The 24,109-nt window shown below is 65.8% G+C and carries 18 protein-coding genes; 9 read left to right on the forward strand and 9 right to left on the reverse strand.

The annotated features are described in order from the left end of the window. Window positions 1-52: 52 nt before the first annotated feature. The 5 genes from phoA to JNO53_RS09730 form a co-directional block, all read right to left on the reverse strand. Window positions 53-1,495, reverse strand: coding sequence for an alkaline phosphatase (gene phoA / locus JNO53_RS09710; protein ID WP_238401800.1), 1,443 nt, complete (start codon window positions 1,493-1,495; stop codon window positions 53-55). 36 nt (window positions 1,496-1,531) lie between these two features. Beyond that, complete coding sequence (locus tag JNO53_RS09715; protein ID WP_203110253.1) at window positions 1,532-2,596, reverse strand: phosphatidylinositol-specific phospholipase C1-like protein; 1,065 nt, start codon at window positions 2,594-2,596, stop codon at window positions 1,532-1,534. 156 nt (window positions 2,597-2,752) lie between these two features. Beyond that, complete coding sequence (locus JNO53_RS09720) at window positions 2,753-5,518, reverse strand: TonB-dependent receptor (RefSeq protein WP_203110254.1); 2,766 nt, start codon at window positions 5,516-5,518, stop codon at window positions 2,753-2,755. 291 nt (window positions 5,519-5,809) lie between these two features. Continuing rightward, window positions 5,810-6,748, reverse strand: a complete 939-nt coding sequence (locus JNO53_RS09725; RefSeq protein WP_203110255.1) for a DUF5996 family protein — start codon at window positions 6,746-6,748, stop codon at window positions 5,810-5,812. Then, entirely contained in the window at window positions 6,748-7,092 is a 345-nt protein-coding gene (locus tag JNO53_RS09730) for a winged helix-turn-helix transcriptional regulator (RefSeq protein WP_203110256.1), read from the reverse strand. The genes JNO53_RS09725 and JNO53_RS09730 overlap by 1 nt, the downstream gene beginning before the upstream one ends. 118 nt (window positions 7,093-7,210) lie before the next feature. Between JNO53_RS09730 and JNO53_RS09735 the strand changes: the two genes are divergently transcribed. The 9 genes from JNO53_RS09735 (at window position 7,211) to JNO53_RS09775 (ending at window position 18,763) form a co-directional block, all read left to right on the forward strand. After that, window positions 7,211-8,074 (forward strand): pirin family protein, encoded by an 864-nt coding sequence (locus JNO53_RS09735; RefSeq protein ID WP_203110257.1) that lies wholly within the window; start codon window positions 7,211-7,213, stop codon window positions 8,072-8,074. Between the two features lie 107 nt (window positions 8,075-8,181). Then, the gene (locus JNO53_RS09740; RefSeq protein ID WP_203110259.1) at window positions 8,182-9,069 is read left to right on the forward strand and encodes a pirin family protein; all 888 of its coding nucleotides are present in this window, start codon (window positions 8,182-8,184) and stop codon (window positions 9,067-9,069) included. After that, the gene (locus JNO53_RS09745; protein WP_203110261.1) at window positions 9,059-9,415 is read left to right on the forward strand and encodes a GNAT family N-acetyltransferase; all 357 of its coding nucleotides are present in this window, start codon (window positions 9,059-9,061) and stop codon (window positions 9,413-9,415) included. Before JNO53_RS09740 ends, JNO53_RS09745 begins: the two co-directional genes overlap by 11 nt. Before the next feature lie 161 nt (window positions 9,416-9,576). Beyond that, window positions 9,577-10,176 carry an RNA polymerase sigma factor gene (locus JNO53_RS09750; RefSeq protein ID WP_203110263.1) on the forward strand — a complete coding sequence of 200 codons (600 nt, stop codon included), beginning with the start codon at window positions 9,577-9,579 and terminating at the stop codon, window positions 10,174-10,176. Between the two features lie 313 nt (window positions 10,177-10,489). Continuing rightward, entirely contained in the window at window positions 10,490-11,122 is a 633-nt protein-coding gene (locus tag JNO53_RS15565) for a FecR family protein (RefSeq protein WP_443111171.1), read from the forward strand. Window positions 11,123-11,221: 99 nt separating this feature from the next. Beyond that, window positions 11,222-14,557 (forward strand): TonB-dependent receptor domain-containing protein, encoded by a 3,336-nt coding sequence (locus tag JNO53_RS09760; RefSeq protein WP_203110267.1) that lies wholly within the window; start codon window positions 11,222-11,224, stop codon window positions 14,555-14,557. A gap of 33 nt (window positions 14,558-14,590) precedes the next feature. Continuing rightward, entirely contained in the window at window positions 14,591-15,850 is a 1,260-nt protein-coding gene (locus JNO53_RS09765) for a ComEC/Rec2 family competence protein (protein ID WP_203110269.1), read from the forward strand. Between the two features lie 34 nt (window positions 15,851-15,884). Continuing rightward, a complete protein-coding gene (locus tag JNO53_RS09770; RefSeq protein WP_203110271.1) occupies window positions 15,885-17,183 on the forward strand; it encodes a serine/threonine protein phosphatase in 1,299 nt (432 codons plus the stop codon). Between the two features lie 11 nt (window positions 17,184-17,194). After that, complete coding sequence (locus JNO53_RS09775) at window positions 17,195-18,763, forward strand: alkaline phosphatase D family protein (protein WP_203110273.1); 1,569 nt, start codon at window positions 17,195-17,197, stop codon at window positions 18,761-18,763. A 71-nt stretch (window positions 18,764-18,834) separates the two neighbouring features. On the opposite strand, the gene hutU is transcribed toward JNO53_RS09775, so the two are convergent. Genes hutU through hutI form a run of 4 tightly spaced genes read right to left on the reverse strand, consistent with a single transcriptional unit; the run spans window position 18,835 to window position 24,027 of the window. After that, window positions 18,835-20,502 (reverse strand): urocanate hydratase, encoded by a 1,668-nt coding sequence (gene hutU / locus JNO53_RS09780; RefSeq protein WP_203110275.1) that lies wholly within the window; start codon window positions 20,500-20,502, stop codon window positions 18,835-18,837. 2 nt (window positions 20,503-20,504) lie between these two features. After that, complete coding sequence (gene hutG / locus JNO53_RS09785; protein WP_203110281.1) at window positions 20,505-21,302, reverse strand: N-formylglutamate deformylase; 798 nt, start codon at window positions 21,300-21,302, stop codon at window positions 20,505-20,507. Beyond that, window positions 21,302-22,831 carry a histidine ammonia-lyase gene (gene hutH, locus JNO53_RS09790; RefSeq protein ID WP_203110283.1) on the reverse strand — a complete coding sequence of 510 codons (1,530 nt, stop codon included), beginning with the start codon at window positions 22,829-22,831 and terminating at the stop codon, window positions 21,302-21,304. The genes hutG and hutH overlap by 1 nt, the downstream gene beginning before the upstream one ends. Continuing rightward, window positions 22,828-24,027: an imidazolonepropionase gene (gene hutI, locus JNO53_RS09795; protein WP_203110285.1), complete on the reverse strand. Its 1,200-nt coding sequence runs from the start codon at window positions 24,025-24,027 to the stop codon at window positions 22,828-22,830. Before hutI ends, hutH begins: the two co-directional genes overlap by 4 nt. Window positions 24,028-24,109 lie beyond the last annotated feature (82 nt).

The raw sequence follows: 24,109 nt of genomic DNA on the forward strand, positions 1-24,109 counted from the left end.
TATTTGCGGAACTGCCTCTCCGGGCGGGCAATCGGCAGCCCCGCCCGCGGCGTCAGTTCTCTCCCATGCCGCCGAGACCCAGCGCGTCGCGGATGATGTAGAACATATCCGTCTGATCGGTCAGGCCGGTGAAGTTGATCGCGCGCGGGCCGTATGCGGCGACGCGAAGCTGCGCGCCGGTGTGGCCCTGCGATCCTTCTTCGGCGGTGCCGTAGCTGATCGTCATCACCGCATCGTCGTGCGTTTTGAGCGCAGCCGTCAGCCCCGGTGCGCGGGTGCCGTTGCCGACGATCTGGCTGGTGTGCGCATGGTCGGCGGTGACGATCACCAACGTGTGCCCGTCGGCGCGCGCGAAGGCGAGGGCGGCTTGCACGGCCTCATCCAGATCGACCGTCTCGCCGATCTGGCCGCACGGGTTGGCGGCGTGGTTCTGCTTGTCGATCGAGGCGCCCTCGACCTGGAGAAAGAAGCCGTCCGGGTCGCCTTTCAGCAGTTCGATCGCCTTCGCGGTCATGGCGGCGAGCGTCGGGATGGTTTCGGTTCGTTCGGGATTGTCGGCGCAGCGGACGGGCGGCTGGTCGATATTGCCGTGGTACGAAGCCTTCGGACCGGTCCAGCGCACCGGCATGACGCCGGGCGCAAACAGGCCGAGCAGCGGCCGGCGCTGGTCCGCCTCGCCCGCCGCCTGCAATTCCGCCGCGTCGCGAACGATCGCGTAACCGCGCGCTTCGGCCTGCTGGAACAGCGTGCGGCCTTCGAACGGACCTGCCTTGGCGACCTCCGCGAACGTGGCCGCGCCGCCGCCCAGCAGCACGTCGGGCCGAAGCGCCAGCGCCTGTTCCGCAATCGACCCGGCGCCACCGTTTTCGAGCGCATTGGCCGGGCACACCTCGCTCGTCGCCACCGGGCCGTAGCACTTGCGCTGGGTCACATGCGCGATCTGCGCCGCGGGTGTCGCATCCTCGATCTCGCCGCTGGTGACGTTGCCGGTGGCGAGGCCCGCCGCCTTCGCCATCTCTAGCAGTGTCGGATGCGGCCGGGCGTGGATGTCGACGCCGATCGCGCCGTTATAGGTCTTCACGCCCGAGGCCCAGGCGGTCGCGGAAGCGGCGGAGTCGGTCACGTAGTTGGGCTTCCCCGTCTCGCGATCGAGCGCATAGTGCGTGTACTGGCCGGAGACCGGCAGCGCATCGATGCCCTTGAACGCGCCGCCGGCACCCTCGGCATAGTTGCGGGCAATGGTGATCTCCGAATCGCCCATGCCGTCGCCGATCAGCAGGATCACATTACGGACTTCGCGCTCGGACAGCATATCGCGATAGCGGTCGGTCAGGTCGTCGCCGATGCGGCGCGCACCCGCTGGTACGCTCAGATCGCCTTGCGCCGCGCGCGTCGGATCGGCCGCGGGCGAGGCGGTCTGATCCTGACCGACGGCAGGCACTGCGGCGAGCGCGCAGAGCAGCATGATCGAAGGGCGGCGAAGCGGAAGCGGCATTGGCGTTATCCTGATGTGTGATGTTGAGAAGGGCGGTCAGCGCGCGGGCGCTTCGAGCGGATCGGTGCCGCAACCCTGCGGGCGGCTCACCGGATTGCAGGCGACGGCGGCCCCACCGGGCAAACCGACGCGATATGCGGTGCCGAAGCGGGGATCGGGCCAGAGGTAATCGGTCGAGACGTACTGCGCGCCGCTGGCGAGTGCCGCGTCGCGCTGGCGCGTGTCGCCGGTCCGTGCAGCGGCGGTGCCTTCGTCCGCGCGGGTCCGCACGATGAAACCCGCCTCGACCGCGCGCCGGATGCGCTCCGCCTGACGGATCGGATGGTTCAGCGTGAGATAGGCCGCCGCGGGCGAATCTTCGTCGGTGTTGACGAACAGCACGCGCCCTTCGAGCGACACGCGGTCGCCGCGATAGAGCGCGACCTTCTCCGGACCTTCGTCGAGCGCGAACATCAGGCGCCCGCGCGCCGCGTCCAGCGTCGGCCAGTTGTCGGCGAGCACCGCCTCACGCAGCGTCGGATAGCTGCCCTGAACGTCGTCGGGGACGATCAGCTTGTCTGCCGGGAGCATCGACCGGATCTCGCGGTCGAGCGCGTCGAAGGCGGTTTCGGTGAACGGCAGCGCCTCCACGATCGGGGTGGCGTCGCCGGTGCTGTCCTTCGCATTCATCATGACGAGGATCGGCGCATGGCCCGGATGGGCGTCCGACCATCCTTTGATGACGGCAAGACACTGCACCAGGGTCGGGCAGCTCGTGCGGTCGTCGAGGCCCGGGATGTGCTGGACCTTGAACCCGGGCCGCCGAAGCGCGGGATCGTCCGACGTCTCGGCGAAATGGTCGCCGTGCGGATCGTAATAGACGTCGAGCTCGATCTGCCGCGCACCTGCATCGAGCTGCTCGGTCAGCGGGCGGTGCGCATAATCGAGCGAGTCCGCGGCCTGCGGGTCGTGCTCGCGCAGCCGCGCCATACGCTCGTCCGGCATTGCTAGCTTGTAGCTGTTGTGCGTGCCCACCATCACCAGATCGTTGATCCTGACCGGCTCCTCCGCCGCAACTGGCAGAGGATCGAGCATCAGGAGGATGGCGCTCAGCCAAAACATGTCTTTACTCCTGTGGTGACGGAGAGGGCCGAGATCTCGCCGGCTGCCGCGCCGATAGGCGGCCCATGTTAAGCTTGTGAGACGATCGGCCGAGGCAAGGGGTGGGGCACCCTCACGCCAGGCGTGAGGGCGCTCCTGTAACCGCCGGCCCGGCGATCAGAACTGAGCGCGAACGCCCAGGCTGATGCGGCTTCCCGAGAATTCGTAGGTGGTCGGGAAGGCGGGATCCATCGTGTACCCCGTGGTCGCTTCGTCGGTCACGTTGATGCCCTGGAGTTCGACCCGGAAGTTGTCGGTCACCTGATAGCTGACGGACAGGTCGACTTGCCCGTAGGCATCCCGATAGACCGGATACATGTTCCGCTCGATCCGCTCCACATAAGCGCTCTTGTGGTTGTAGGACACGCGCGCCGCGAACGGGCCGCGTTCGTAGAACAGCGTCGCGTTGTAGGTGTTGTCGGACAGGCCGATCGGCGAGGTCGGAATGTCGAGATCGGATTCGCCCGTCAGCGAGCTGTCGAGGAAGGTGTAGTTGGCGTTCACGCCGAAGCCTTCCAGCGACTCGTGGAACCACCAGAACGGCACCACCGCGACCAGCTCGACGCCGCTCACCTTGTACGACCCCTCGGCATTCACCGGCTGATAGACGTCGAAGTCGTAGACCCCGTCGATCGTGCCGTTGGCGTTGTACTTGGTCACGTCCTCGACCACGCCGGTCAGCTCGTTCTGCACCACGCCCTTGATGTTCTTCCAGAAGTAGGACGCGGCGAGCAGGCCGTCGCTGCCGAGATACTTCTCGATGCCGACTTCCCATTGATCGGCATAGGTCGGCTTCAGGCTGGGGTTGCCGTCGGTGAAGCGGAAATCGTTCCAGCTTGCCGTGCGCTTGTAGGCGAGATCGGTCAGCGCCGGGCGGATCAGCGTCTGCGAGGCGGCCGCGCGGACCAGCAGGTCGTCCGCCAGTTCGATATGCGCGTTGAAGGACGGCAGGACCTTTTCGTAACTGCCCTCGCTCGAGACGGGCTCGTCGGTGTAGCCGGTCGAGCCGTCGGGGTTCTGCACCTGATGGAAGCCCGAGGAGCGCACGGTCGTCTTGATGTAGCGCGCACCGGCATTCACGAAGACCGGCATCGAGGCGATGTCGAACTCGAAATCGGCCATGCCGTAGGCGGCGATCGTCTCCTCCTTCACGCGGTAGAACTGGCCGTCGTCGAACGGCGAGAGGAAGCCCTCGGGCCGGAAGAAATCGCGCGCATAGTCGTTCGAGATCTGCTGCCAGTCGAGGTCGCGCGCCTGATAGTCCTTGCCGCCGACGATATCGGTCACATAGCCGAGCTCGCTGTCCGCCAGCGTCCGCTCGTTCACGTACGACGTGTCGCCGCGCGTCGGCCCCTGGATCTTCTCCTCGCCGTACTGACGCTCGGTCGTCTTGTTGGTGTAGCGCGAGCCGAAATTGATGCGCTTCAGCACGCTGTCGAAGTTGTAGGTGACATCGAGCTGGGCGGTGTACTTGTCGTCCTCGATCTCCTCGTAGGTCGTCTCGTAGGCCTCGAAGAGATAGGATTCGGGCGAGTTGTACATGTCGATCGTGTTCGGATCGTCGCTCGGGATCGTTTCGCCGCCGGTTTCGGTGTAGCGGGTGCGCGACGGGGCATAGGCGACGTGCTTCAGATTGGCGTTGTCGCGCGACTTGCTCGCGCCCGAGTAACCGGCGAGCAGGTCGATTTCCCAGTTGCCGGTTTCCCAATTCATCTCCCCGCCGAACTGGCGGTAGTCGGTCTCGGTGATCCGTTCCTTGCTCAGGAACTCGTGCTGGGTGGCGGTGTAGGACACGTCGCGCAGGACGACGATGCCGTGCTCCGACAGGGTCGTATCGTCGTAATCGTGGATGATGCCGAGCGTCGAGCGGCTGGACGCGGAATAGGCGGCGGCGTCGTATTCGTCCTCGACCGTGTCGAACGAGCCGAGGAAGGCGTCGAACGTCAGGCTGAACTGATCGCTCGGGCGGTACTGCAGCGATCCCGAGAAGCCCAGCTTGTCCTGATCGTTGAGGTAGATCCGGTCGCCGACCTTGTCGAGGAAGACCACCCGGTCGACTTCGTTCGCATCGTTGACGTCGTCGAACACGATGCCGGCGTCACGCTCGAGCACCTCGAGAGCCTGGTCGGTCTGCGCGTCGCCGCGGTCGGTCCAGCGCGAAATGGGACGGAAGTTGATGCCCGAGTTGGAATCGGTGCGGTTGGTCCGCTGCCCCTTCGATACCGAGAGAAGCACGCCGAAGTCCCCGAAGGTGTCGCTCGCAAGGAAGGAGAACTGCGGATCGATCTCTTCGGAAATCGAGTTGTATGCGCCTTCCACGGAGCCGACCACGCGCAGGCCGGGATTGTCGAACGGGCGCGCCGTTCTGATCTTCACCGAGCCGGCGATGCCGCCTTCCTCGTCCGCCGAGGTCGGAGACTTCTGGACGGTGACCGACTGGATCAGCTCCGACGCGAAGATGTCGAACTCGACGTCGCGACCGCCCGAGCCGGACGCGGTGGCGAGATTGTTGATCGTAACCAGCGTGAACTCGGTCGGCAGGCCGCGCACGTTGACGCGGGTGCCGAGGCCTTTCTCGCGCTCGATCGTGACGCCCGGAATGCGCTGCAGCGCCTCCGACAGGTTCTGCTCGGGGAAATCGGCGATGTCGGTGGCGACGATCGAATCCGAAAAACCGATCGTCTCGCGCTTGATGTCGATCGCTTCCTGCAGGCTCTGGCGGTAGCCGGTGACGACGATCGCGTTTGCTTCGGCCTCGGCTGGCGCCGATGCGTCTGCTTCGACCACGGGCGCAGTCTGCGCGAAGGCGGGTGCTGCGGACAGTGCGGCGAAGGCCACCCCGGCAAGGAGCTGCGCGGCGCGGACGTTGACGGTACTCTTCATTTTTCGCTCATTCCCCCTGGAGTTCACGCCAGTCGGGCGGCGAAGCGACTTTCGCCGGCAGCGGTATGCGCGCGCCGGCACGCCGGATTCCGGGAAGGAAATCCGGCAGCCGAAGTCAGCGGCGAGATCGCTCTGGACGACAGTGCCGCTGTGCCCCTCGTGGCTGTTCCGATGTGAACGAGGGCGCTGGTGGGGAAGAGTTGTTACGCCTCGTTTGCGGATTCATTGCGGAGGCATGACTCGTATCGATTTTTTGTGGGGCGGCGCCCCGCGGCCGGTAGCCCGTTGGCCTTAATCAACAAGACGCGGCCGGCCCTTCCGGCCGATTGCGCAGGTCAGGTCTTCATCCCAATCCGCGAGCTCTGCCGCGGCGTCGAAGGTGGATGTCAGAAATTCCAGCAACGCCTCGCGTGGTTTCGTGGCGGAGCGGACGGCTTCGTAGGGCAGCACGAACTCGCCCAGGTTCTTGTCGAACCTTGCCGCCTCCGGCTTCACCGGCCGTTCGGCGAACCCGTCGGGCGTCGGATAGGCGTACGAATAGAAGCAGGGTTCGTCGATCCCGCCGCCGCCGGGCCAGAAGCCAGCGGAACTGACCTCGTGACTGTAGGCTTCCCGCGTGACGGCGTCGGGCAGGTTGGGAATGCCGCCGGGATGCAGTGGGGCCGATCTGCCCGAGAAGCGCGTCACGGCAAGGTCGAAGCTGCCCCAGAACAGATGCACCGGGCTGACCTTGCCGAGAAATCCGGTGCGGAATTCGTTGAACACCGCGTCGATCCGAACCAGCGCCCGATGGAAGCGCGACACGGCATCGGCATCCCACGGCCGCGCGGTGGTATCCTCGGCGAAGGGAAGCGGGTCGGGCAACTCGTTGGGGCAGCCATGATATTCCGGCGATCCGCCGAGCGCCGCGATCGTTTTCTTGAACCTGCTGTCGAATGCAGCGGTCGACATGGGTTCGAGCGGGAAGCCGTCGCTTTCTCCGGTCGGGCATGACGCGACGAGGCGCTGGCGCTGCAGGTCGAACTGGACGGTGATGCCCGGACCGTCGGGGATCAGCCCGGTCGTGAGCCCGTCGGCATTGACGTAGAGCGTCGCGTGCCACGAGTGATTGACCCAGGGCGTGTGGGCCAGCCGGTACTTGCCGACGATCTGCGTTTGCAGGTGCAACGCGGCGCAACTGTCCTTCCATGGCGCGAAAGGAATGGGCGGCCAGTCGGCATTGTCGCTCATCACAATTCTCCGTGATTTCTCTCGGCTTGGCTCCGCGCCCACTCTTCCATCGCCTGCAAGACCGGCTGGAGACTGCGGCCGCGGCCGGTGAGCGAGTAGTCGACGCGGGGCGGAATCTCGCCGTAGTCCTTGCGCTGGACCAGCCCGTCCGCCTCCATCTCCTTCAGCGTCTTGGACAAGGTGCGATGGGTAATCGCACCGAGCCGCCGCTGCAGCTCGTTGAAGCGCAGCGGGCTTTCCATGAGCCAGAAGATCACCATGGGACGCCATTTGCCCGAGAGGAAATCGAGCGTCCGTTCTGCGGGGCAGTGCCAGCCTTCCACTGCGGTCGCGGGCCGGTTCATTGCAGTATCCTTTTGGATCGTACTTGCTGTCATGTCAGCACATACATATGTTGCGCCCAACACGAAAGCAATGCCTCGGGGCGAGGCAGACGATGCGCCCCCTCGAAAGGTCAACGCCATGAAGACACTCGACACCATTCTGCGCAACGACACCCCTCACTGGGTGGGCGACGGCTTCCCCGTGCGCTCTCTGTTCAGCTATCAGGGCGATACTTCGGCGATCAGCCCTTTCCTCCTGTTCGATTACGCCGGACCGTGGAATTTCGAGCCCGTGACGGGTCATCCGCGCGGCGTGGGCGAACATCCGCACAAGGGCTTCGAGACGGTGACGATCGTCTATGACGGCGAGGTCAGCCACCGCGATTCCACCGGCGGTGGCGGCACCATCGGCACGGGCGAGGTCCAGTGGATGACCGCCGGATCCGGCGTGCTGCACGAGGAGTTTCATTCGCCCGGCTATTCGAAGACCGGCGGCCCGTTCCGCATGGTGCAGTTGTGGGTCAACCTGCCTGCGAAGGACAAGCTGACCCCGGCCAAGTACCAGGCGATCACGCGTGACGCGATCGCCGAAGTGACTTTCGACGGTGGCCGCACGCGGATCATCGCAGGCGATTTCCGCGGCACGAGGGGGCCTGCGAGCACCTTTACGCCGATCAATTTGTGGGACGTTCGGCTCGATGCCGGCGCGGAGGTCACGTTGCCCCTGCCCGATGGCCACACCACGATGATCGCCGTGCTCTCGGGCCACGTCACCATCGACGGCAAGGGCGTGGGCGAGGCCGAGATCGCGCGGCTCTCCAGAGATGGGGAGGGCGTCACGATCAAGGCCGATGGCGACGCCATGCTGCTGGTGATGACTGGCGCGCCGATCGACGAACCCGTGTTCGGCTACGGCCCCTTCGTCATGAACACGGAGGCCGAAATCCGCGAGGCGATCGCGGAGTTCAACTCGGGCAAGTTCGGCGCGCTCGCCCCGGCTTGATCAATCGTGCCCGGAGAGTTCGATCTCTCCGGGCACTTTTGCCCGCACCCGTCACACTCTTGCCCGATTGACCCATCAAACGACCCGTTGGATCGAGGAAATCACGAATGATCGAACGCATTATCGACAAACGCACGCATGACCTTGGTGGCGGGTTCGAGGTGGGCCGCGTGCTGCCCTTCCATGCTCGCCGCACGGTCGGGCCCTATATCTTCTTCGATCACATGGGCCCTGCAGACCTTGCTCCGGGCTTCCCGCGCGAGATGGACGTGCGCCCGCATCCGCACATCGGCATTTCCACCGTGACCTATCTCTACGATGGCGCTCTGACCCATCGCGACAGCCTGGGCGTGACGCAGGATATCCGCCCGGGCGAAGTCAACTGGATGGTCACCGGCAGCGGGATCACGCATTCCGAGCGCTTCGATCACGCACGCGAGCACGGGGCGCATATGCACGGCATTCAGGCCTGGGTCGCCCTGCCGACCGAGCACGAGGAAACCGATCCGGCATTCTATCACCACGAAGGGGCGGCCGACTTGCCGACATGGGAGGAGAAGGGCCTGCGGGGCCGCCTGATCGCAGGCAGCGCCGAAGGGATGCGATCGGCGGTGAAGGTCCACAGTCCGCAATTCTACATGCACTGGGATATGGATGCGGGTGCAAGCCGCACCCTTCCCGCCGAGTACGAGGAACGCGCGGTCTACGTTGCCGCCGGCGTTGCGGAGATCGCGGGTCAGGTCCTGCACACAGGGCAGATGGCCGTGCTCGAGCCGGGCAAGGACGTGCCTGTTATCGCGAGGGAGGCGGCCACCGTCATGGTGCTCGGCGGCGATCCCATCGGCGAGCGGTTCATGTTGTGGAACTTCGTCAGCTCGTCGAAAGATCGCATCGAACAGGCCAAGGAAGACTGGAAGCAGGGGCGCATGAAGCTGCCGGATGCCGACGACGAAGAGTTCACTCCCTTTCCGGAGGATCGCGATTATGCCCGATGAGAAGCCCGAAATCACCGTCACTCTGGAAGATGGCGAACGACGCGGCCGATATGTCGGCAAGGTCGCAGGGATCGATGCGGAAGGCGAGATCACCTTCACGCACCGCGGGCCGGATCTGATCAGCGCCGATCACACGGGCGCGCCTGACGAACTGAGGGGCACGGGTCTCGCAGCGGCGATGGTCGAATACCTCGTCGCCGATGCGCGGGCGCGTGGGTTCAAGATCATCCCGATCTGCCCCTATGTCCGCGCCCGATATGAAAAACACCCGGAATGGCGTGATGTCTTTACAGTCGGCCCAGGTGAGAAACCGAAGCTGACCATGGCGCAGATGAAAGGAGGGTAGCCCTTCCGCGAACGGCACCGATTGGAGGTTAGGCGACTCCCGTGAGGGCCGAGTCAGCCGTTCGTTGGAGTGGGAAGGTGCATGCAAGTCGACCGAAGTCCATCGGCTTGCTGTCATGCATCTGAACCCGATGTGTAACATGCCGCTCCTACGCGCGCCGCATGACTATGCCCTCCCACGACCGTACGCAGTGGCTTGCGCGCCGGATTCTGCCGCACGAAGGCGAGCTGCGTACCTGGCTTTCGCGTCGTCCGCTGGTGGGTCTCGATATCGATGACGTGATTCAGGAATCGTATGCCATCCTGGCGGGGCTCGGCTGCGTCGGCCATATCCGCAATCCGCGAACTTACTTGTTCGAAGTGGCGAAGTCCGTCGTGCTGATGGCGCTGCGGCGGTCGCAGGTCGTTTCCTTCAGCGCATTGACGGACATGGAGAGCCTGGAGGTTCCCTGCGATGCGCCCGGTCCCGATGCCATCGCCGCCGGACGACAGGAACTGGAACGCATCGCCACTTTCATCGCGACGCTGCCGCCCAAATGCCGTGAGGTCTTTACCCTGCGGAAGGTGCACGAGCTTTCCCAGAGGGAGGTCGCGCACCGCATGGGCATTTCGGAAAGCACGGTAGAAAAACACATGGGGAAGGCACTGCGTCTTCTTGCAAATGCAATCACCTATGGCGGAAATTCACCAATCCCGGCATCAAAAGCATGTGAAGACGAACGCGCCAGAACAGAAACGTCCGGAATCCGCCTCCGAAATTGAGAGCAGTGCGGCATCCTGGGCGGCCAAGGCCGATCGGGGTGATCTGTCCTTCGATGAGCAGGCTGCGCTCGAGAAGTGGCTCGGCGCCGACACCCGGCGGCTGGGCGCCTATGCGCGCGCGCTGGCGGTGAACGCCCATTTCGACCGGGCCGCCGCGTTGGGGCCCGGCTTTTCGCCCGACGATTTCGAGGAAGCACGCCCGTCGCCGCCTCCGGCGTTGAAGCGCAGGCATTTCCTGTTCGCAGGCGGCGCGGCTCTGGCAGCATCGATCGCTGCGGCAGTGGGGTTCGGAGCGCTCTCCGCCGGTACGGCAGTGGTAACGGCGAAGGGGGACACGCGCCGCATCGCGCTGGCGGAAGGTTCGGCCATCACGCTCAACACCGACAGCCGCATAGAACCCCGTTTCGAGGAACGGCTTCGCCAGGTGGATCTGGTGAAAGGGGAGGCGCTGTTCGACGTATCCCGGGATCGGGACCGGCCCTTCGTCGTCCATGCCGGCGACGTGCGCATCCGAGTGCTGGGCACCAGCTTCTCCGTGCGGCGCTTCGACGACGGCGCGGTGGAAGTGGCGGTTCTGGAAGGCCATGTTGAGGTCGGGGCAGCCGGCGAGCTTCACCCGCACAGTCTGAGGCGCGGCCAGCGCGTTCGGGTTTCGCCGCGCGGTGACTTTCGAATCGAACGCGTGTCGCACGCCGCCCTCGAACGGTCGGTTGGCTGGCGCCGGGGAATCATCGATCTCCAGGGTATGACGCTGGCGCAGGCCGCGGCCGAATATGCGCGCTATTCCGACCGCCGGATCATCATCGCCGATCCGGCGGTCGGCGCGATGAAGGTGACGGGCGTCTATTCCACCAGCGATCCGCTGGGCTTCGCAAGAGCGGCCGCGCTCAGCCTGGGCATTCAGGCAATACCGACCGCCGACGGCGTACGCCTCGACCGGCGCTGACGCGCCGCAGAATTTTTTCCCTTCGCAGTGGCGGAAACAGCGCCGCCCGTCATCCAGCCTCCGAACAGCGATCGCTCAGACAAATTCGGGGGCGCGACAATGTACTTCAGGTCCGTTTTGAGCTGCGGCGTTGCCGCGGTGGCAGTGGCAGCTTCGTCGCCGGCAATGGCGCAGGCCGTGACGTTCGACATTCCGGCACAGAGCCTGCCCTCGGCGATTTCGGCATTCGGCCGCCAGACGGGATTGCAGATCGTCGCCCCGGCGACCGGCATCGAACATCTCAGGTCTCGCCGGATTGCGGGTGCCATGGAGCCCCGGATCGCGCTGAGGCAGCTGCTGGAAGGCAGCGGCCTGGAAGTCGCATCGTACGACGGCGGCGTAGTGATCCTGCGCGCCGCCTCACGGATGCAGGACCCGTCGGTTCCGGCGTCGAGCGCCCGCCGGGCGGACACCTCTTCGGGGCAGTCGCAGACGGCCGGTCAGGGAGTGATCGAGGGGCAAGTGCTCGACCCCGCGACCGGTGAATATCTGCGCAACGCGATCATTCGCGTCGAGACCGCCGATGGTCGCAGGCGGACCACCGCCTCCGCCGAGCGCGGCGAGTATCGCATTTCGGACGTTCCGGCAGGGCAGGTCGAAGTTACGGTCAGCTACACCGGCTACCGCGATCTGACGTCCACTATCGAGGTTCGCTCCGGCCGGGCGGTGCGTCACGATGTCGAGCTGACGCACTCCACGCGGGAGGAAGCCGGCGCCGGCCAGGAGATCGTCGTCACCGCGGCCGGGGTTCTGGAAGGCGACGCGCGCGCGATCATGGATCAGCGCCAGTCGATGGACATCAAGAACAATCTGTCCGTCGAATCCTACGGCGATATCGCCGACGGCAATCCGGCCGAATTCATCAAGTACATGACCGGCGTCGACACGGACGGCACGACCGGGTCGGCGGTCAACGTCCAGCTTCGCGGCCTGCCGGCGGCCATGACCGGGGTTACGCTGGACGGCGTGGGTCTCGCTTCGGCGGACGCGAACAACGGGGCCGACACTTCGCGCGCGGCCAGCTTCGAAGGTCTGTCGCTGGCCGGGATCGACTCGATCGAGATCTCCAAGACGACCAGCGCCGACGTCGACGCCAACTCGCCGGCGGGCACGATCAACATCCGCACCAAGCGCGCGTTCGATCGCCGCGGGCGGCGTATCCAGGTCCAGGTGAGCGGCGCCACGCACGCGAACATGTGGGACGGCAAGAGCAATGCCGGACCCGGTGACGGCGGGCATGACGGGAAGAAGTTCCTGCCGAACGGCCTGATCGAGTATTCCGACGTATTCTTCGATCGGCGGCTCGGCGTGGTCGCGAGCGTGAGCCAGACCAACACCTATATCGAGCGCGAGCAGCTCACATCGAGCCGCAACTATGATCCGACCGCCGTCAGCCCCGAACCGCTCGCCGTCACGGTCCAGCAGTTGCAGATGGCGCCGCGCCAGACTTCGCGCTTTGCCGCTGCGCTCAATGTCGACTTCAAGGCGACCGACAATCTCATCCTGTCCCTGAAGTCGTCCTACAACCGCAGCACCGTGTGGCAGGATTCATCCACGCCTCGTTTCACGACCGGAGCTCGCTCGTTGGGCGTGGACGGGGACCCGACCCTCGATTTCACTACACTGCATCCCGCCGACGCCTATTCCTACGAGATCAGCAACACCTCGACCTACAAGATCAACGAGGGCCAGAACCTGGTGCCGAGTTTCGAGTATCAGACCGATACGCTCACGATCGACGGCAATTTCTCGTACTCGAAATCGACGAGCGAGTACGATCCGCTCAGGAAGGGGGCCGTCGCCGGCTTCACCAACGACATCCGGTCGCAAGGCAATTTCTCCATGCAGCGCGACAATCTCGTTCACCAGGATTGGGACATCCGCCAGGTGAGCGGCCCCGACTGGCGAGATCCGGCGTCGTACGACCTGTCGGGCACGCCGACGATCCGCAGCGGCAATGGGAGCTTCGCCTCGGTGAAATACCTGGGCGGCGCCGCGAACCTGGCCTGGATGACCGACCTCGGTTCGGTGCCGATCGTCTTCAAGACCGGCTTCAAGATCCGGAATGCGATCTATGATTTCGACAATACGAGCGACAACAATCTCTACGAATACGTGGGCCCGCTGAGCAACGAGGAACTGCTCCGTGCGGTGCAGAGCTCGAACCAGCTTTCCTATGGCGACACCGGCGCCACGATCGCGACCATTTCGGGGTCGGATTTCTTCTACATGCCTAGCCCCTACAAGCTCGGGCAGATGTTCCTCGACAATCCCGAGCACTGGCAGCACACGCAAACGGCGACCCAGTGGTACAACGCCAACGTCGCCAACAAGCGCCACTTCGAGGAGAAGACGACCGCCGCCTATGTCATGGGCACCGCGGAGCTGGCGGCAAACGTGAAGTTCCGCGCCGGCGTCCGTTGGGAAAGAACGGATACCATGGCGCGCGAATTCGATCCGCTCACGCCGGCCGAGGTCGAAGCGGCAGGCTACACCGTGTCGGATTCGACCGATCGTGCGACAACGATCGAGGGCCTGCAGTACCAATACCTCACGCGGCCGATGATCGATCGCAAGGGCAACTACGACTTCTTCTTCCCCAGCGCCTCGCTCAAATTTCTTCCGGCGGACAATACCGAAATCCATCTGGGCTACAGCCGCACGATCACCCGGCCCGAGGTCGCGGTTCTCGCGGGTGTGTGGCGCGTCAACGAAGAGGACATGATCGTTCGGGCGCCGAATCCCAATCTCGAGCCGGCGATCTCGGACAACTATTCCATTCGCGTTGCCCAGTACTTCGAACCCGTCGGCATGGTCGCCGTCAACTTCTACCAGAACAAGGTCAAGGGCCTGTTCCAGGAACAGGAACTGACCGCCGAGGAGTTCGGGAACACCAATCCGCTCTACGAGGATTACACGTTCATCACGACCGACACGGTGAGCGGCGATGCCGTCAACATCCGCGGCGTGGAGATCGAGTTCAATCACGCGATGACATGGCTGCCGTCGCCGCTTGACGGCCTCTCGGTCCGCGGATCGTTCATGTACAACAAGCCGGAGGAGCCGATCGTCCGGGTCGCGGACAAGGTCGGCACGCTCTCGCTCTCCTACAAGAAGGGGCCCGTGCGGCTCTACGTCAACGGCATCTGGACGGGCGACAAGTATCGCAGCACCACGCCGTCATGGTTCGCCAAGCGCCTCGATGTGAGCCTATCCGGCGCATATCAGATCAACCGCACGTTCGAGGCGTTCTTCTCGGTCCGGAACCTGCTGACCAGACCGCTCAACGTCATGGTGCCGGGCAGTCTGGCGGAGAGCGGGGCGCTGGGCGACCACAGCGCGATCTATGTCAACAACGGCACGTCGGGGACGATCGGCGTCAGGGCGCGCTTCTAGTCGCGCAGGCGCCGCAAGCCCGCAGGAAAGGCCATGACCGTCAAACCGCTGATCATTCTGGCGCTCGGCTTACTGCCTGACCCTGCGGGCGCGCAGACCGCGCCTGCTGAGGTCGAAGTCGGGCAAAGCCTTCCCGCCTGGAGCGAAGGCGAACTCGACATTCACCATATCAATACCGGCCGGGGTGAGGCGTCGTTCCTCGTCTTTCCGGACGGCACCAACCTGCTGGTCGACGCCAGCGGCAAGACGGTAGAGAAGCCGCCATTCTCGCTTCCGACCAGGCCCGATGCGTCGCGCCCGCCCGGCGAATGGGTGGCGCGATACGTCCGGCACGTGCTGCCTCCGTCGAGGCGGACGATCGATTACGCCCTGCTGTCGCACTTCCACGGCGACCACATGGGCGCGATCGTCGAGGATTCACCGCCGGCGGGTGAGGGCGACTACCGGCTGAGCGGGATCACCGAAATCGCCGAGCATCTGCCGATCGGCAAGATCATCGATCGGGGCTGGCCGGATTATGCCTATCCGAAGCCGCTGAAGAGCCGCACGGTCACAAACTATCGCCAGTTCGTCGAGTGGCAGACCAAGAACCGGGGCCTCGAGGTCGAGCGCTTCGAACCGGGCCGCGCGGATCAGATCCAGCTCCTGCGCCGGCCCGACGCCTATCCGCAGTTCGAGGTGCGCAACCTGATGGCCAACGGCATCGTCTGGACCGGTCTGGGCTCCGAAACGCGCGCGCTCTTTCCGCCGATCGAGAGCCTTTCTCCGGGCGACTACCCGATCGAGAACAAGCTCAGCATCGCCGTTCGGGTCACGTACGGGAAGTTCGACTATTTCACCGGCGGTGACCTGTCGGCTGCCGGCGACGAGACGCTTTCCTCCGCCGATGCGTGGAAGAACGTCGAAACCCCCGCCGCGCAAGCGAGTGGGCCGGTCGACGCGATGAAGGCCAACCATCACGGAAGCTGGGACGCGAACAGCGCCGCCTTCCTGGGAATCCTGCGCCCGCGGGTGATCGTGGTCACGTCCCGGGCCGAGGGGCATCCCGCGGTGAACGCCTACAGGCGCATGACCTCCCAGGCGACCTGGCCCGGGCCGCGCGACGTGTTCGTCACCAACGTGTCACCCGCCACTTTCAGGACGACCTACGGCATCGAGGACGCGGCGAGCACGCAAGGCCACGTCGTCATCCGCGTGGCGCCGGGCGGGGCCAGTTACCGCGTCTTCGTGCTCGACGACGCGGACGAGGAGCGGCGCGTGAAGGCCGCGTTCGGCCCTTACGTCAGCAATTGATACCTCTGCCCACAATGCAAGGGAGCGCTTTCGCATGACCATCCGCAGAACTCTGACCCGACTTGGCGCCGCGCTTCTGGCCGGGGCCGTTCTTCCCGCGGCGGCGGCCGGCGCGGCCGACTACCGGCAGGGCGATTGCGGCGAATTCACCGTCGCCATGATTCCCGATACGCAGAACTATGTCGATTACCGGCATCAGAAGTGGTCCGGCTTTCCGATCGACGGGGTCGACCAGTTCTACCAGCAGATGCGCTGGGTGGGCGAGAACGCGAAAAGCACGGGCGGCGAGATCGCGTTCGCCACGCATGTCGGCGACGTCTGGCAGCACTATTCCGAATGGATGGACCCGGGCCATGCCGCGCGCGGCTTCCAATGGATGCCCAACGGGGGATCGGAAGTCGCGAGGTCGCCCAAGGTCCATACCAGGTCGTTCGAGATTCCCGCCGCCGTCCAGGCGTTCGAACTCGTCGCGGGCAAACTGCCGTTCTCCGTAGTGCCGGGCAACCACGACTATGACGCCCTGTGGACCGATCCGGCTCATCCGCCGCAACCGGAAGCGAAGAAACAGGGTGTGCGCCATGTCGGCGGCCTGAGCGGCTTCCAGTCCGCATTTTCCGGCACGTCGGAATTCTTCGCCGGCCAGCCCTGGTATGTCGGCTCCCACGACGGCGGTGCGGACAGCGCGCAGGTCTTCACCGCGGGCCAGTGTCGCTTCTTCCACATCGGTCTGCAATATCACGCGCCGGATGCGTCGCTCGCCTGGGCAAGTGAAGTGATCGGCCGCTATCCGAACCTTCCGACCATTGTGACCACGCACGATTATCTGGGGCGCGACGGCAAGCGCAACATGCGCTCCAATCCGCTGAACAGCACGCTCGATCCGCTCGACAACGATCCGGAGATGATCTGGGACGAGTTCGTCAGCCGGCACGACCAGATCTTCCTGGTCCTGAGCGGCCACGTCGGCGGTCAGGGCTTCAGCGTCGCCACGAACGAGGCGGCCAATCCCGTCTATCAGATGATGGCCGACTATCAGGGACGCGGACAGACCGCGAAAAGCGAGGGCGTGGAAAGCGGACCGGTCGGCGACGGCTGGCTGCGGCTGCTGACATTCCACCTGGATACGGATCGCCCGCGTATCGAGGTTCGCACCTATTCCACTCATTACGGGAAGTTTGCCTCGGAGCTTCCAGAGTACGGCGCTTGGTACAAGGCTCACGACGGGCAGGGTCACTTGTCGGACGCCGACTATCTGGCGCGCGAGGAGTTCACGATCGCGCTCGACGACTTCCACGACAGGTTCGGCGCTCCGACGGACGAGGCGGCGCAGTGAAGGGCGGGGCGATGCGGTTGGATCGCCGCGGCCTGATCAAGACGGCAGGCTCGCTCGCTATCTTCACCGGGCTCACCTCGCGGCCGGTCTTTGGCCGGTCGCTTGCCGGATACCCGTTCACGCTCGGCGTCGCGTCGGGCGATCCGCACCCCGACGGCTTCGTCCTGTGGACGCGGCTCGCGCCTAATCCCCTCGAAAGGGGCAGCGGCATGCCGATGCAGGCGGTGCCGGTGCAGTGGCAGGTTGCCGAAGACGAACACTTCACCCGCATCGTCCATTCGGGCGAGGAAATGGCCCGGCCCGAGCTTGGCCATTCGGTTCATGCCGAGGTTGGCGGCCTCCGGCCCGCTCGGCGCTACTGGTACCGCTTCCTCGCGGGCGGCGAAGCGAGCCCCGTCGGAACGGTTCGGTCGGCTCCGGCGGCGGCGGCCGCTGTGGATCAGCTGCGCATCGGTGTCGCCGGATGCCAGAACTACGAGGCCGGCTATTTCACGGCCTATCGCCACCTGAGCGAAGAGCCCGATCTCGACGCGGTCTTCCATTACGGCGACTACATCTACGAGCACGTGGCCGGCCGCGTCTGTCCGAAAGGCGAGGGCGGAGAACGCACCTGCTTCCGCAGCCACGTCGGCGACGAGATCTACTCGCTGGACGATTATCGCCGCCGCTACGCCCAGTACAAGATGGACCCCGATCTCCAGGCCGCCCATGCCGCCGCCGCGTTCCTGTCCACCTGGGACGACCACGAGGTCGACAACAACTGGGTGGACACGTGGGACGAGCAAGGCACGCCGCCCGAGATGTTCCTGCTACGCCGCTATGCGGCGATGCAGGCCTGGTACGAGAACATGCCCGTCCGCCGCGCGCAGTTCCCCGCACACGGCGGGCTGCGCATGCACCGGCGGCTCGATTACGGCCGGCTCCTGCGCATCCACCTGCTCGACACCCGCCAGCATCGCACGGATCAGCGCTGCGGACTCCAGAACACGACGCATTGCCGTCCCGCCGAAGATACCGCGCCCTCGCAGATGCTGGGCGCGGAGCAGGAGGCATGGCTGACGGACGGAATGAGCGCCGACTTCGGCTGGAACCTGCTCGCGCAGCAGGTCATGATGATGCCGTTCCTCTACCCTGAGAGCCGGGCCGACGGCCGGCACAACTTCGATTCATGGAGCGGCTATTCCGATGCGCGGGCGCGGGTGCTCGAAGCCATCGGTGAGAGGGGGCTCACTAACGTCGTCGTGGCCACCGGCGACGTGCACAAGCATCACGCGGGCGTGGTCCCCATGAACGAGGACGACCTCGACGGTCCGGCCGCGGCGACCGAGTATGTCGCGACTTCGATCTCCTCGGGTGGCGATGGGTCGGATGTCCCGAAGGGATGGGGGAACGTCCTCTCCGACAATCCGCACACCCGGCTTCTGAACGATCGCCGGGGCTACCAGGTCTTCACCATCGGCAAGGACGAATGGCGCACCGACGTCGTCGGTGTGGACAGGGTCACCACCCCCGGCGGGGCCAAGACCAAGATCGCAACTCTCGTTACCGTTCCGCAGAAGCCCGGGGTTCATCCGGCCTAGGAGCGTGCCGGGCTGCGACCGCCAGGTGAATTACCGCGCGCAAGCGACTGCGCGCACTGGGCATCGACCTCTCAGCCCGCGAGACCGGGCAGGTCGAGCCCTTTCTCGCGCGCGCAATCGATGGCGATGTCGTAGCCGGCGTCGGCGTGGCGCATCACGCCGGTCGCGGGGTCGTTCCACAGGACGCGTTCGAGCCGGGCGGCGGCTTGGGCGGTGCCGTCGGCGACGATCACCATGCCAGCGTGTTGGGAATAGCCCATGCCGACTCCGCCGCCGTGGTGGAGCGAGACCCAGGTCGCGCCGCTCGCCGTGTTGAGCAGCGCGTTGAGCAGCGGCCAATCGCTGACGGCGTCGCTGCCGTCCTTCATCGCCTCCGTTTCGCGGTTGGGCGAGGCGACCGAGCCCGAGTCCAGGTGATCGCGACCGATAACGACGGGCGCCTTGAGCTCGCCGCTCGCGACCATTTCGTTGAACGCGAGGCCGAGCCGGTGGCGATCGCCGAGGCCGACCCAGCAGATGCGCGCGGGAAGGCCCTGAAAGTGGATCTTCTCACGCGCCATGTCGAGCCAGTGGTGGAGGTGCGCGTCGTCGGGCAGCAACTCCTTCACCTTGGCATCGGTCCGATAGATATCCTCGGGATCGCCCGACAGCGCTGCCCAGCGGAACGGCCCGATGCCGCGGCAGAAGAGCGGGCGGATATAGGCAGGGACGAAGCCGGGGAAGTCGAAGGCATTCTCGACCCCCTCATCCTTCGCCATCTGGCGGATATTGTTGCCGTAATCGGTCGTCGGCACCCCCGCCGCCTGGAAGTCGAGCATCGCGCGGACATGCACGGCCATCGACGCCTTGGCCGCCTTCGCGACGGCCTCCGGATCGCTTTCTCGTTTCTCGACCCAATCGGCGACGCTCCAGCCGATCGGCAGATAGCCGTTCACCGGATCGTGCGCGCTGGTTTGGTCGGTCAGCAGGTCGGGGCGGACGCCGCGGCGGTAGAGTTCGGGGAGGATTTCGGCGGCATTGCCAAGCAGGCCGACGGAGACCGGCTTCTTCTCCGCGCAGCTCTTCTCGATCACCGCCATCGCTTCCTCGATCGTCTGCGCGGCGACGTCGAGATAGCCGGTGCGCAAGCGCATCTCGATCCGGCTCGACTGGCATTCGACCGCGAGGCACGAGGCGCCCGCCATGACCGCCGCAAGCGGCTGCGCGCCGCCCATACCGCCCAACCCCGCGGTCAGCAGCCATTTGCCCGACAGGTCGCCGCCATGATGTTGGCGCCCCATCTCGACGAAGGTCTCATAGGTGCCCTGAACGATGCCCTGCGTGCCGATGTAGATCCACGATCCCGCGGTCATCTGCCCGTACATCGCGAGGCCGCGCTTATCGAGCTCATTGAAATGCTCCCACGTCGCCCAGTGGGGCACGAGGTTGCTGTTGGCGATCAGCACCCGCGGCGCATCGGCGTGGGTGCGAAAGACGCCGACCGGCTTGCCCGACTGGACGAGCAGGGTCTGGTCGTCCTCGAGCCGCTTCAGCGCCTCGACGATGCGGTCGAAACTCTCCCAGTCGCGCGCGGCGCGACCGATGCCGCCATAGACGACCAGCTCCTCGGGCCGCTCGGCGACGTCGGGGTGGAGATTGTTCATCAGCATCCGCAGCGGCGCTTCGGTGAGCCAGCTCTTCGCGTTCAGTTCCGGGCCGGTCGGCGCCTTGATCACACGGCTGTTGTCGAGGCGGGTCATGGTCATCCTTTCGCAAAATCGAGCGCGGCCGCGATCACTTGCCGTAACGTCGGCAGGATTGCGGGCGCGGGGTCGAGCGGGCTCGGCCAGTTGGTTTCGTCGAGGGCCGCCGGCTCGGCCATATAGCCGCGCATCGCCAGCTCCATCTGGATCGCGTGGACATCGCTTTCGGGGCGGCCGTAATGGCGCGTCGTCCAGCCGCCCTTGAAGCGGCCGTTGAGGACGTGGCTCTCGCCGTTCGCGGCGCAGATGGCGGTAATCGCGGCTTCAAGCTCCGGCGCGCAGGTAGCGCCGCCGTTGGTGCCGATGTTGAACTGCGGCAATTCGCCGTCGAACAGGCGCGGAACGTGGCTGCGAATCGAATGGGCGTCGTAAAGGACGACGCGGCCATGGAGGACGCGCAGCCGTTCGAGCTCGGCGGCCAGCGCCGCGTGATAGGGCTCGAAGAACGCCTGCTTGCGCCGCGCGATCTCGTCCGCATCGGGCACCGCACCACGATAGAGCCGGTCGCCGTCGAAGGTCGTCGTCGGGCACAATTCGGTCGTCGCCTGTCCTGGATAGAGCGAGGCGCCCGACGGGTCGCGGTTCATGTCGATGACGCTGCGCGAGATGCCGGTCGCCACCGTCGTCGCGCCGAGATCGCAGACGAAGGCATAAAGGTCCTCCACCCACCAGTCGGTGTCGAGCCGCGCCCGCCACGGCGAGACGAAGGTGCCCTCCAATCCGGCCAGCCCGGTACCGCCATGCGGAAAGGCGACGACCAGCGGCGCCTCGCCGCGATGGACGCGCAGCCAATCCATCAGGCGATCCCCGGCAGCGGCAGTCCCGCCGCCTCCGCCACCGCGCCGCCGCGCACCAGTGCGGTCGCCGCCTCCATGTCGGGGTGGAAATGCCGGTCGTGGTCGAGCATCGGCACTTGCGCACGCAGCAGGTCGCGCACGGCCTCCAGCGCGTTCGACGAGGCCAGCCCGGTATGAAAATCGCACCCCTGCGCCGCCGCGAGCAGCTCGATGCCGATCACCGCGCTTGCATTCTCCGCCATCGCCAGCAGCCGCCGCGCGCCGTGCGCGGCCATCGACACATGATCCTCCTGGTTGGCCGAGGTCGGGATCGAATCGACGCTCGCCGGATAGGCGCGCTGCTTGTTCTCGCTGACCAGCGCCGCGGCGGTGACCTGCGGGATCATGAAGCCCGAATTGAGCCCCGGCTGCGGGGTCAGGAAAGCGGGCAGGCCCGACAGCGTCGGGTCGACGAGCATCGCGATCCGGCGCTCGGCGATCGAGCCGATCTCGCACAGCGCCAGCGCGATCATGTCGGCGGCGAAGGCGACCGGCTCGGCGTGGAAATTGCCGCCGGACAGCGCCTCGTCGGTCTCTGGGAAGATCAGCGGATTGTCGGAGACGCCGTTCGCCTCGATCTCCAGCGTCGCCGCCGCCTGCCGCAGCAGGTCGAGCGCGGCGCCCATGACCTGTGGCTGGCAGCGCAGGCAATAGGGGTCCTGCACACGCGCATCGCCTTCGAGATGGCTGGCGCGGATGGCGGACCCGGCCATCAGGCCGCGCAGCGCGGCCGCGACCTCGATCTGTCCGCGATGGCGGCGCAGCTCGTGAATGCGCGCGTCGAACGGTGTGTCGGAGCCTTTGGCCGCCTCGGTCGAGAGCGCGCCGGTGACGAGCGCGGCGGTGAACAGCGTCTCCGCCTCGAACAGCCCCGCGAGCGCATTGGCGACCGAGAACTGCGTGCCGTTGAGCAGGGCCAGCCCTTCCTTCGCGGCGAGATCCAGCGGGGCCAGCCCGACGCGGGCGAGTGCTTCGGTGGCAGGCAAGCGCTCGCCCGCCAGCTCGATCTCGCCCACGCCGATCATCGCAGCGGCCATATGTGCCAGCGGCGCCAGATCGCCGCTCGCACCGACCGACCCCTGCGACGGGATCACCGGCGTCAGCCCCTTCGCGAGCATCGCTTCTAGCAGCGCCACCGTCTCCGGGCGCACCCCCGATGCGCCTTGTGCGAGGCTCGCCAGTTTGAGCGCCATCATCAGCCGCACCACCGACACCGGGGAGGGCGCCCCGGTCCCCGCGGCATGGCTGAGGACGATATTGCGCTGGAGCGCCGCGAGATCGTTGTCGCCGATCCGCACGCTCGCCAGCTTTCCGAAGCCGGTGTTGATGCCATAGACCGGGTCGCCGTGCGCGAGAATGCGGCCGACGGCGGCGGCGCTTTCGGCGATGCGCGGGGCGCAGGCCGGGTCGAGCGTGGCGGTCGCGCCGCGATAGATGGCGCGCCAGTTGGCCAGCGAAACCGCGCCGGGAACGAGTATCAGATCGGTCATCGACCACTCCAGATGCGGGCATGAAGCGGGTTGAACCCCATGCGATAGACAAGCTCGGCCGGGTGCTCGACGTCCCAGATCGCGAGGTCGCAGCGTTTGCCCGCCTCGAGCGTTCCGATTTCGTGCAGAAGGCCGAGCGCGGCGGCGGCGTGGCGCGTTATGCCGAGCAGGCATTCCTCGACCGTCAGGCGGAACATCGTCGCCCCCATGTTCATCGTCAGCAGCGGGGAGGTGAGCGGCGAGGTGCCGGGATTGCAGTCGGTCGCGAGGGCGATCTTCACCCCCGCCGTGCGCAAGGCTTCGACCGGCGGCAGGCGCGTCTCGCGCATGAAATAGAACGCGCCGGGGAGCAGAGTCGCGACCGTCCCTGCGCGCGCCATCGCGGCGACGCCAGCTTCGTCGAGATGCTCAAGATGATCGGCGGAAAGCGCGCCGTATTCCGCCGCCAGTGCCGCGCCGTGCTGGTTCGAGAGCTGCTCTGCGTGGAGCTTGATCGGCAACCCCGCTTTCGTCGCAGCCTCGAACACCCGGGCCGTCTGGCTGGCGGTGAAGCCAATCCCTTCGCAGAAGGCATCGACGGCATCGGCGAGGCCCAGGCGCGCGATTTCGGGGATCATCTCGTCGACGACCCGCGCAATGTACCCGTCGGCGTCTCCCGCATGTTCCGGCGGCAGGGCGTGCGCGCCGAGGAATGTCGTGGCGACCCGTATCCGGCGCTCGTCGCCCAGCCGGCGCGCGGCGCGCAGCATGCGGATTTCACTGTCCGTATCGAGTCCGTAACCCGATTTGATCTCGACCGCCGTGACCCCCTCGGCGATCATGGCATCGAGGCGGGGGAGGGCGCTTTCGACAAGCTCGTCCTCGCTGGCGGCGCGGGTTGCCTGCATGGTGGAGACGATGCCCCCACCGGCGCGGGCGATCTCTTCGTATGACGCACCCGCCAGCCGCATCTCGAATTCGCGCGCGCGGTTCCCTCCGTGGACCAGGTGCGTATGGCAATCGATCAGGCCGGGGGTGATCCAGCGGCCTTCGCAGTCGATCGTCTCATCGGCCTCGAACGAGGGCGCGTCCTGCTCCGCCCCGGCATGAACGATCGTGCCGCCGCGCGAGGCGACAAGACCGATTTCCACCAGTCCGAGGCCCGGCCCCGTCATCGTGGCCAGCCGCGCATTGCGCCACAACCTGTCGCATCGCATTGCCCGAGTCTCCTTCGCGGCAATAGATTGCATTGATCGCCGATAATGTATAGACATTAATTAACGACTTCGAGAGGCCCGC

Source organism: Altererythrobacter sp. C41 (genome assembly GCF_016803135.1).
Classification (GTDB): domain Bacteria; phylum Pseudomonadota; class Alphaproteobacteria; order Sphingomonadales; family Sphingomonadaceae; genus Pelagerythrobacter.

Bases quoted from the DNA above. Each gene is read 5' to 3' on its own strand.
- JNO53_RS09770 (WP_203110271.1), top strand. From the start codon at position 15,885: ATGACCATCCGCAGAACTCTGACCCGACTTGGCGCCGCGCTTCTGGCC.
- JNO53_RS09740 (WP_203110259.1), top strand. From the start codon at position 8,182: ATGATCGAACGCATTATCGACAAACGCACGCATGACCTTGGTGGCGGG.
- hutI (WP_203110285.1), bottom strand. From the start codon at position 24,027: ATGCGATGCGACAGGTTGTGGCGCAATGCGCGGCTGGCCACGATGACG.
- JNO53_RS09730 (WP_203110256.1), bottom strand. From the start codon at position 7,092: ATGAACCGGCCCGCGACCGCAGTGGAAGGCTGGCACTGCCCCGCAGAA.
- JNO53_RS09765 (WP_203110269.1), top strand. From the start codon at position 14,591: ATGACCGTCAAACCGCTGATCATTCTGGCGCTCGGCTTACTGCCTGAC.
- JNO53_RS09715 (WP_203110253.1), bottom strand. From the start codon at position 2,596: ATGTTTTGGCTGAGCGCCATCCTCCTGATGCTCGATCCTCTGCCAGTT.
- JNO53_RS09760 (WP_203110267.1), top strand. From the start codon at position 11,222: ATGTACTTCAGGTCCGTTTTGAGCTGCGGCGTTGCCGCGGTGGCAGTG.
- JNO53_RS09720 (WP_203110254.1), bottom strand. From the start codon at position 5,518: ATGAAGAGTACCGTCAACGTCCGCGCCGCGCAGCTCCTTGCCGGGGTG.
- hutG (WP_203110281.1), bottom strand. From the start codon at position 21,302: ATGGATTGGCTGCGCGTCCATCGCGGCGAGGCGCCGCTGGTCGTCGCC.
- JNO53_RS09750 (WP_203110263.1), top strand. From the start codon at position 9,577: ATGACTATGCCCTCCCACGACCGTACGCAGTGGCTTGCGCGCCGGATT.
- phoA (WP_238401800.1), bottom strand. From the start codon at position 1,495: ATGCCGCTTCCGCTTCGCCGCCCTTCGATCATGCTGCTCTGCGCGCTC.
- hutH (WP_203110283.1), bottom strand. From the start codon at position 22,831: ATGACCGATCTGATACTCGTTCCCGGCGCGGTTTCGCTGGCCAACTGG.
- JNO53_RS09745 (WP_203110261.1), top strand. From the start codon at position 9,059: ATGCCCGATGAGAAGCCCGAAATCACCGTCACTCTGGAAGATGGCGAA.
- JNO53_RS09725 (WP_203110255.1), bottom strand. From the start codon at position 6,748: ATGAGCGACAATGCCGACTGGCCGCCCATTCCTTTCGCGCCATGGAAG.
- JNO53_RS09775 (WP_203110273.1), top strand. From the start codon at position 17,195: ATGCGGTTGGATCGCCGCGGCCTGATCAAGACGGCAGGCTCGCTCGCT.
- JNO53_RS09735 (WP_203110257.1), top strand. From the start codon at position 7,211: ATGAAGACACTCGACACCATTCTGCGCAACGACACCCCTCACTGGGTG.
- hutU (WP_203110275.1), bottom strand. From the start codon at position 20,502: ATGACCCGCCTCGACAACAGCCGTGTGATCAAGGCGCCGACCGGCCCG.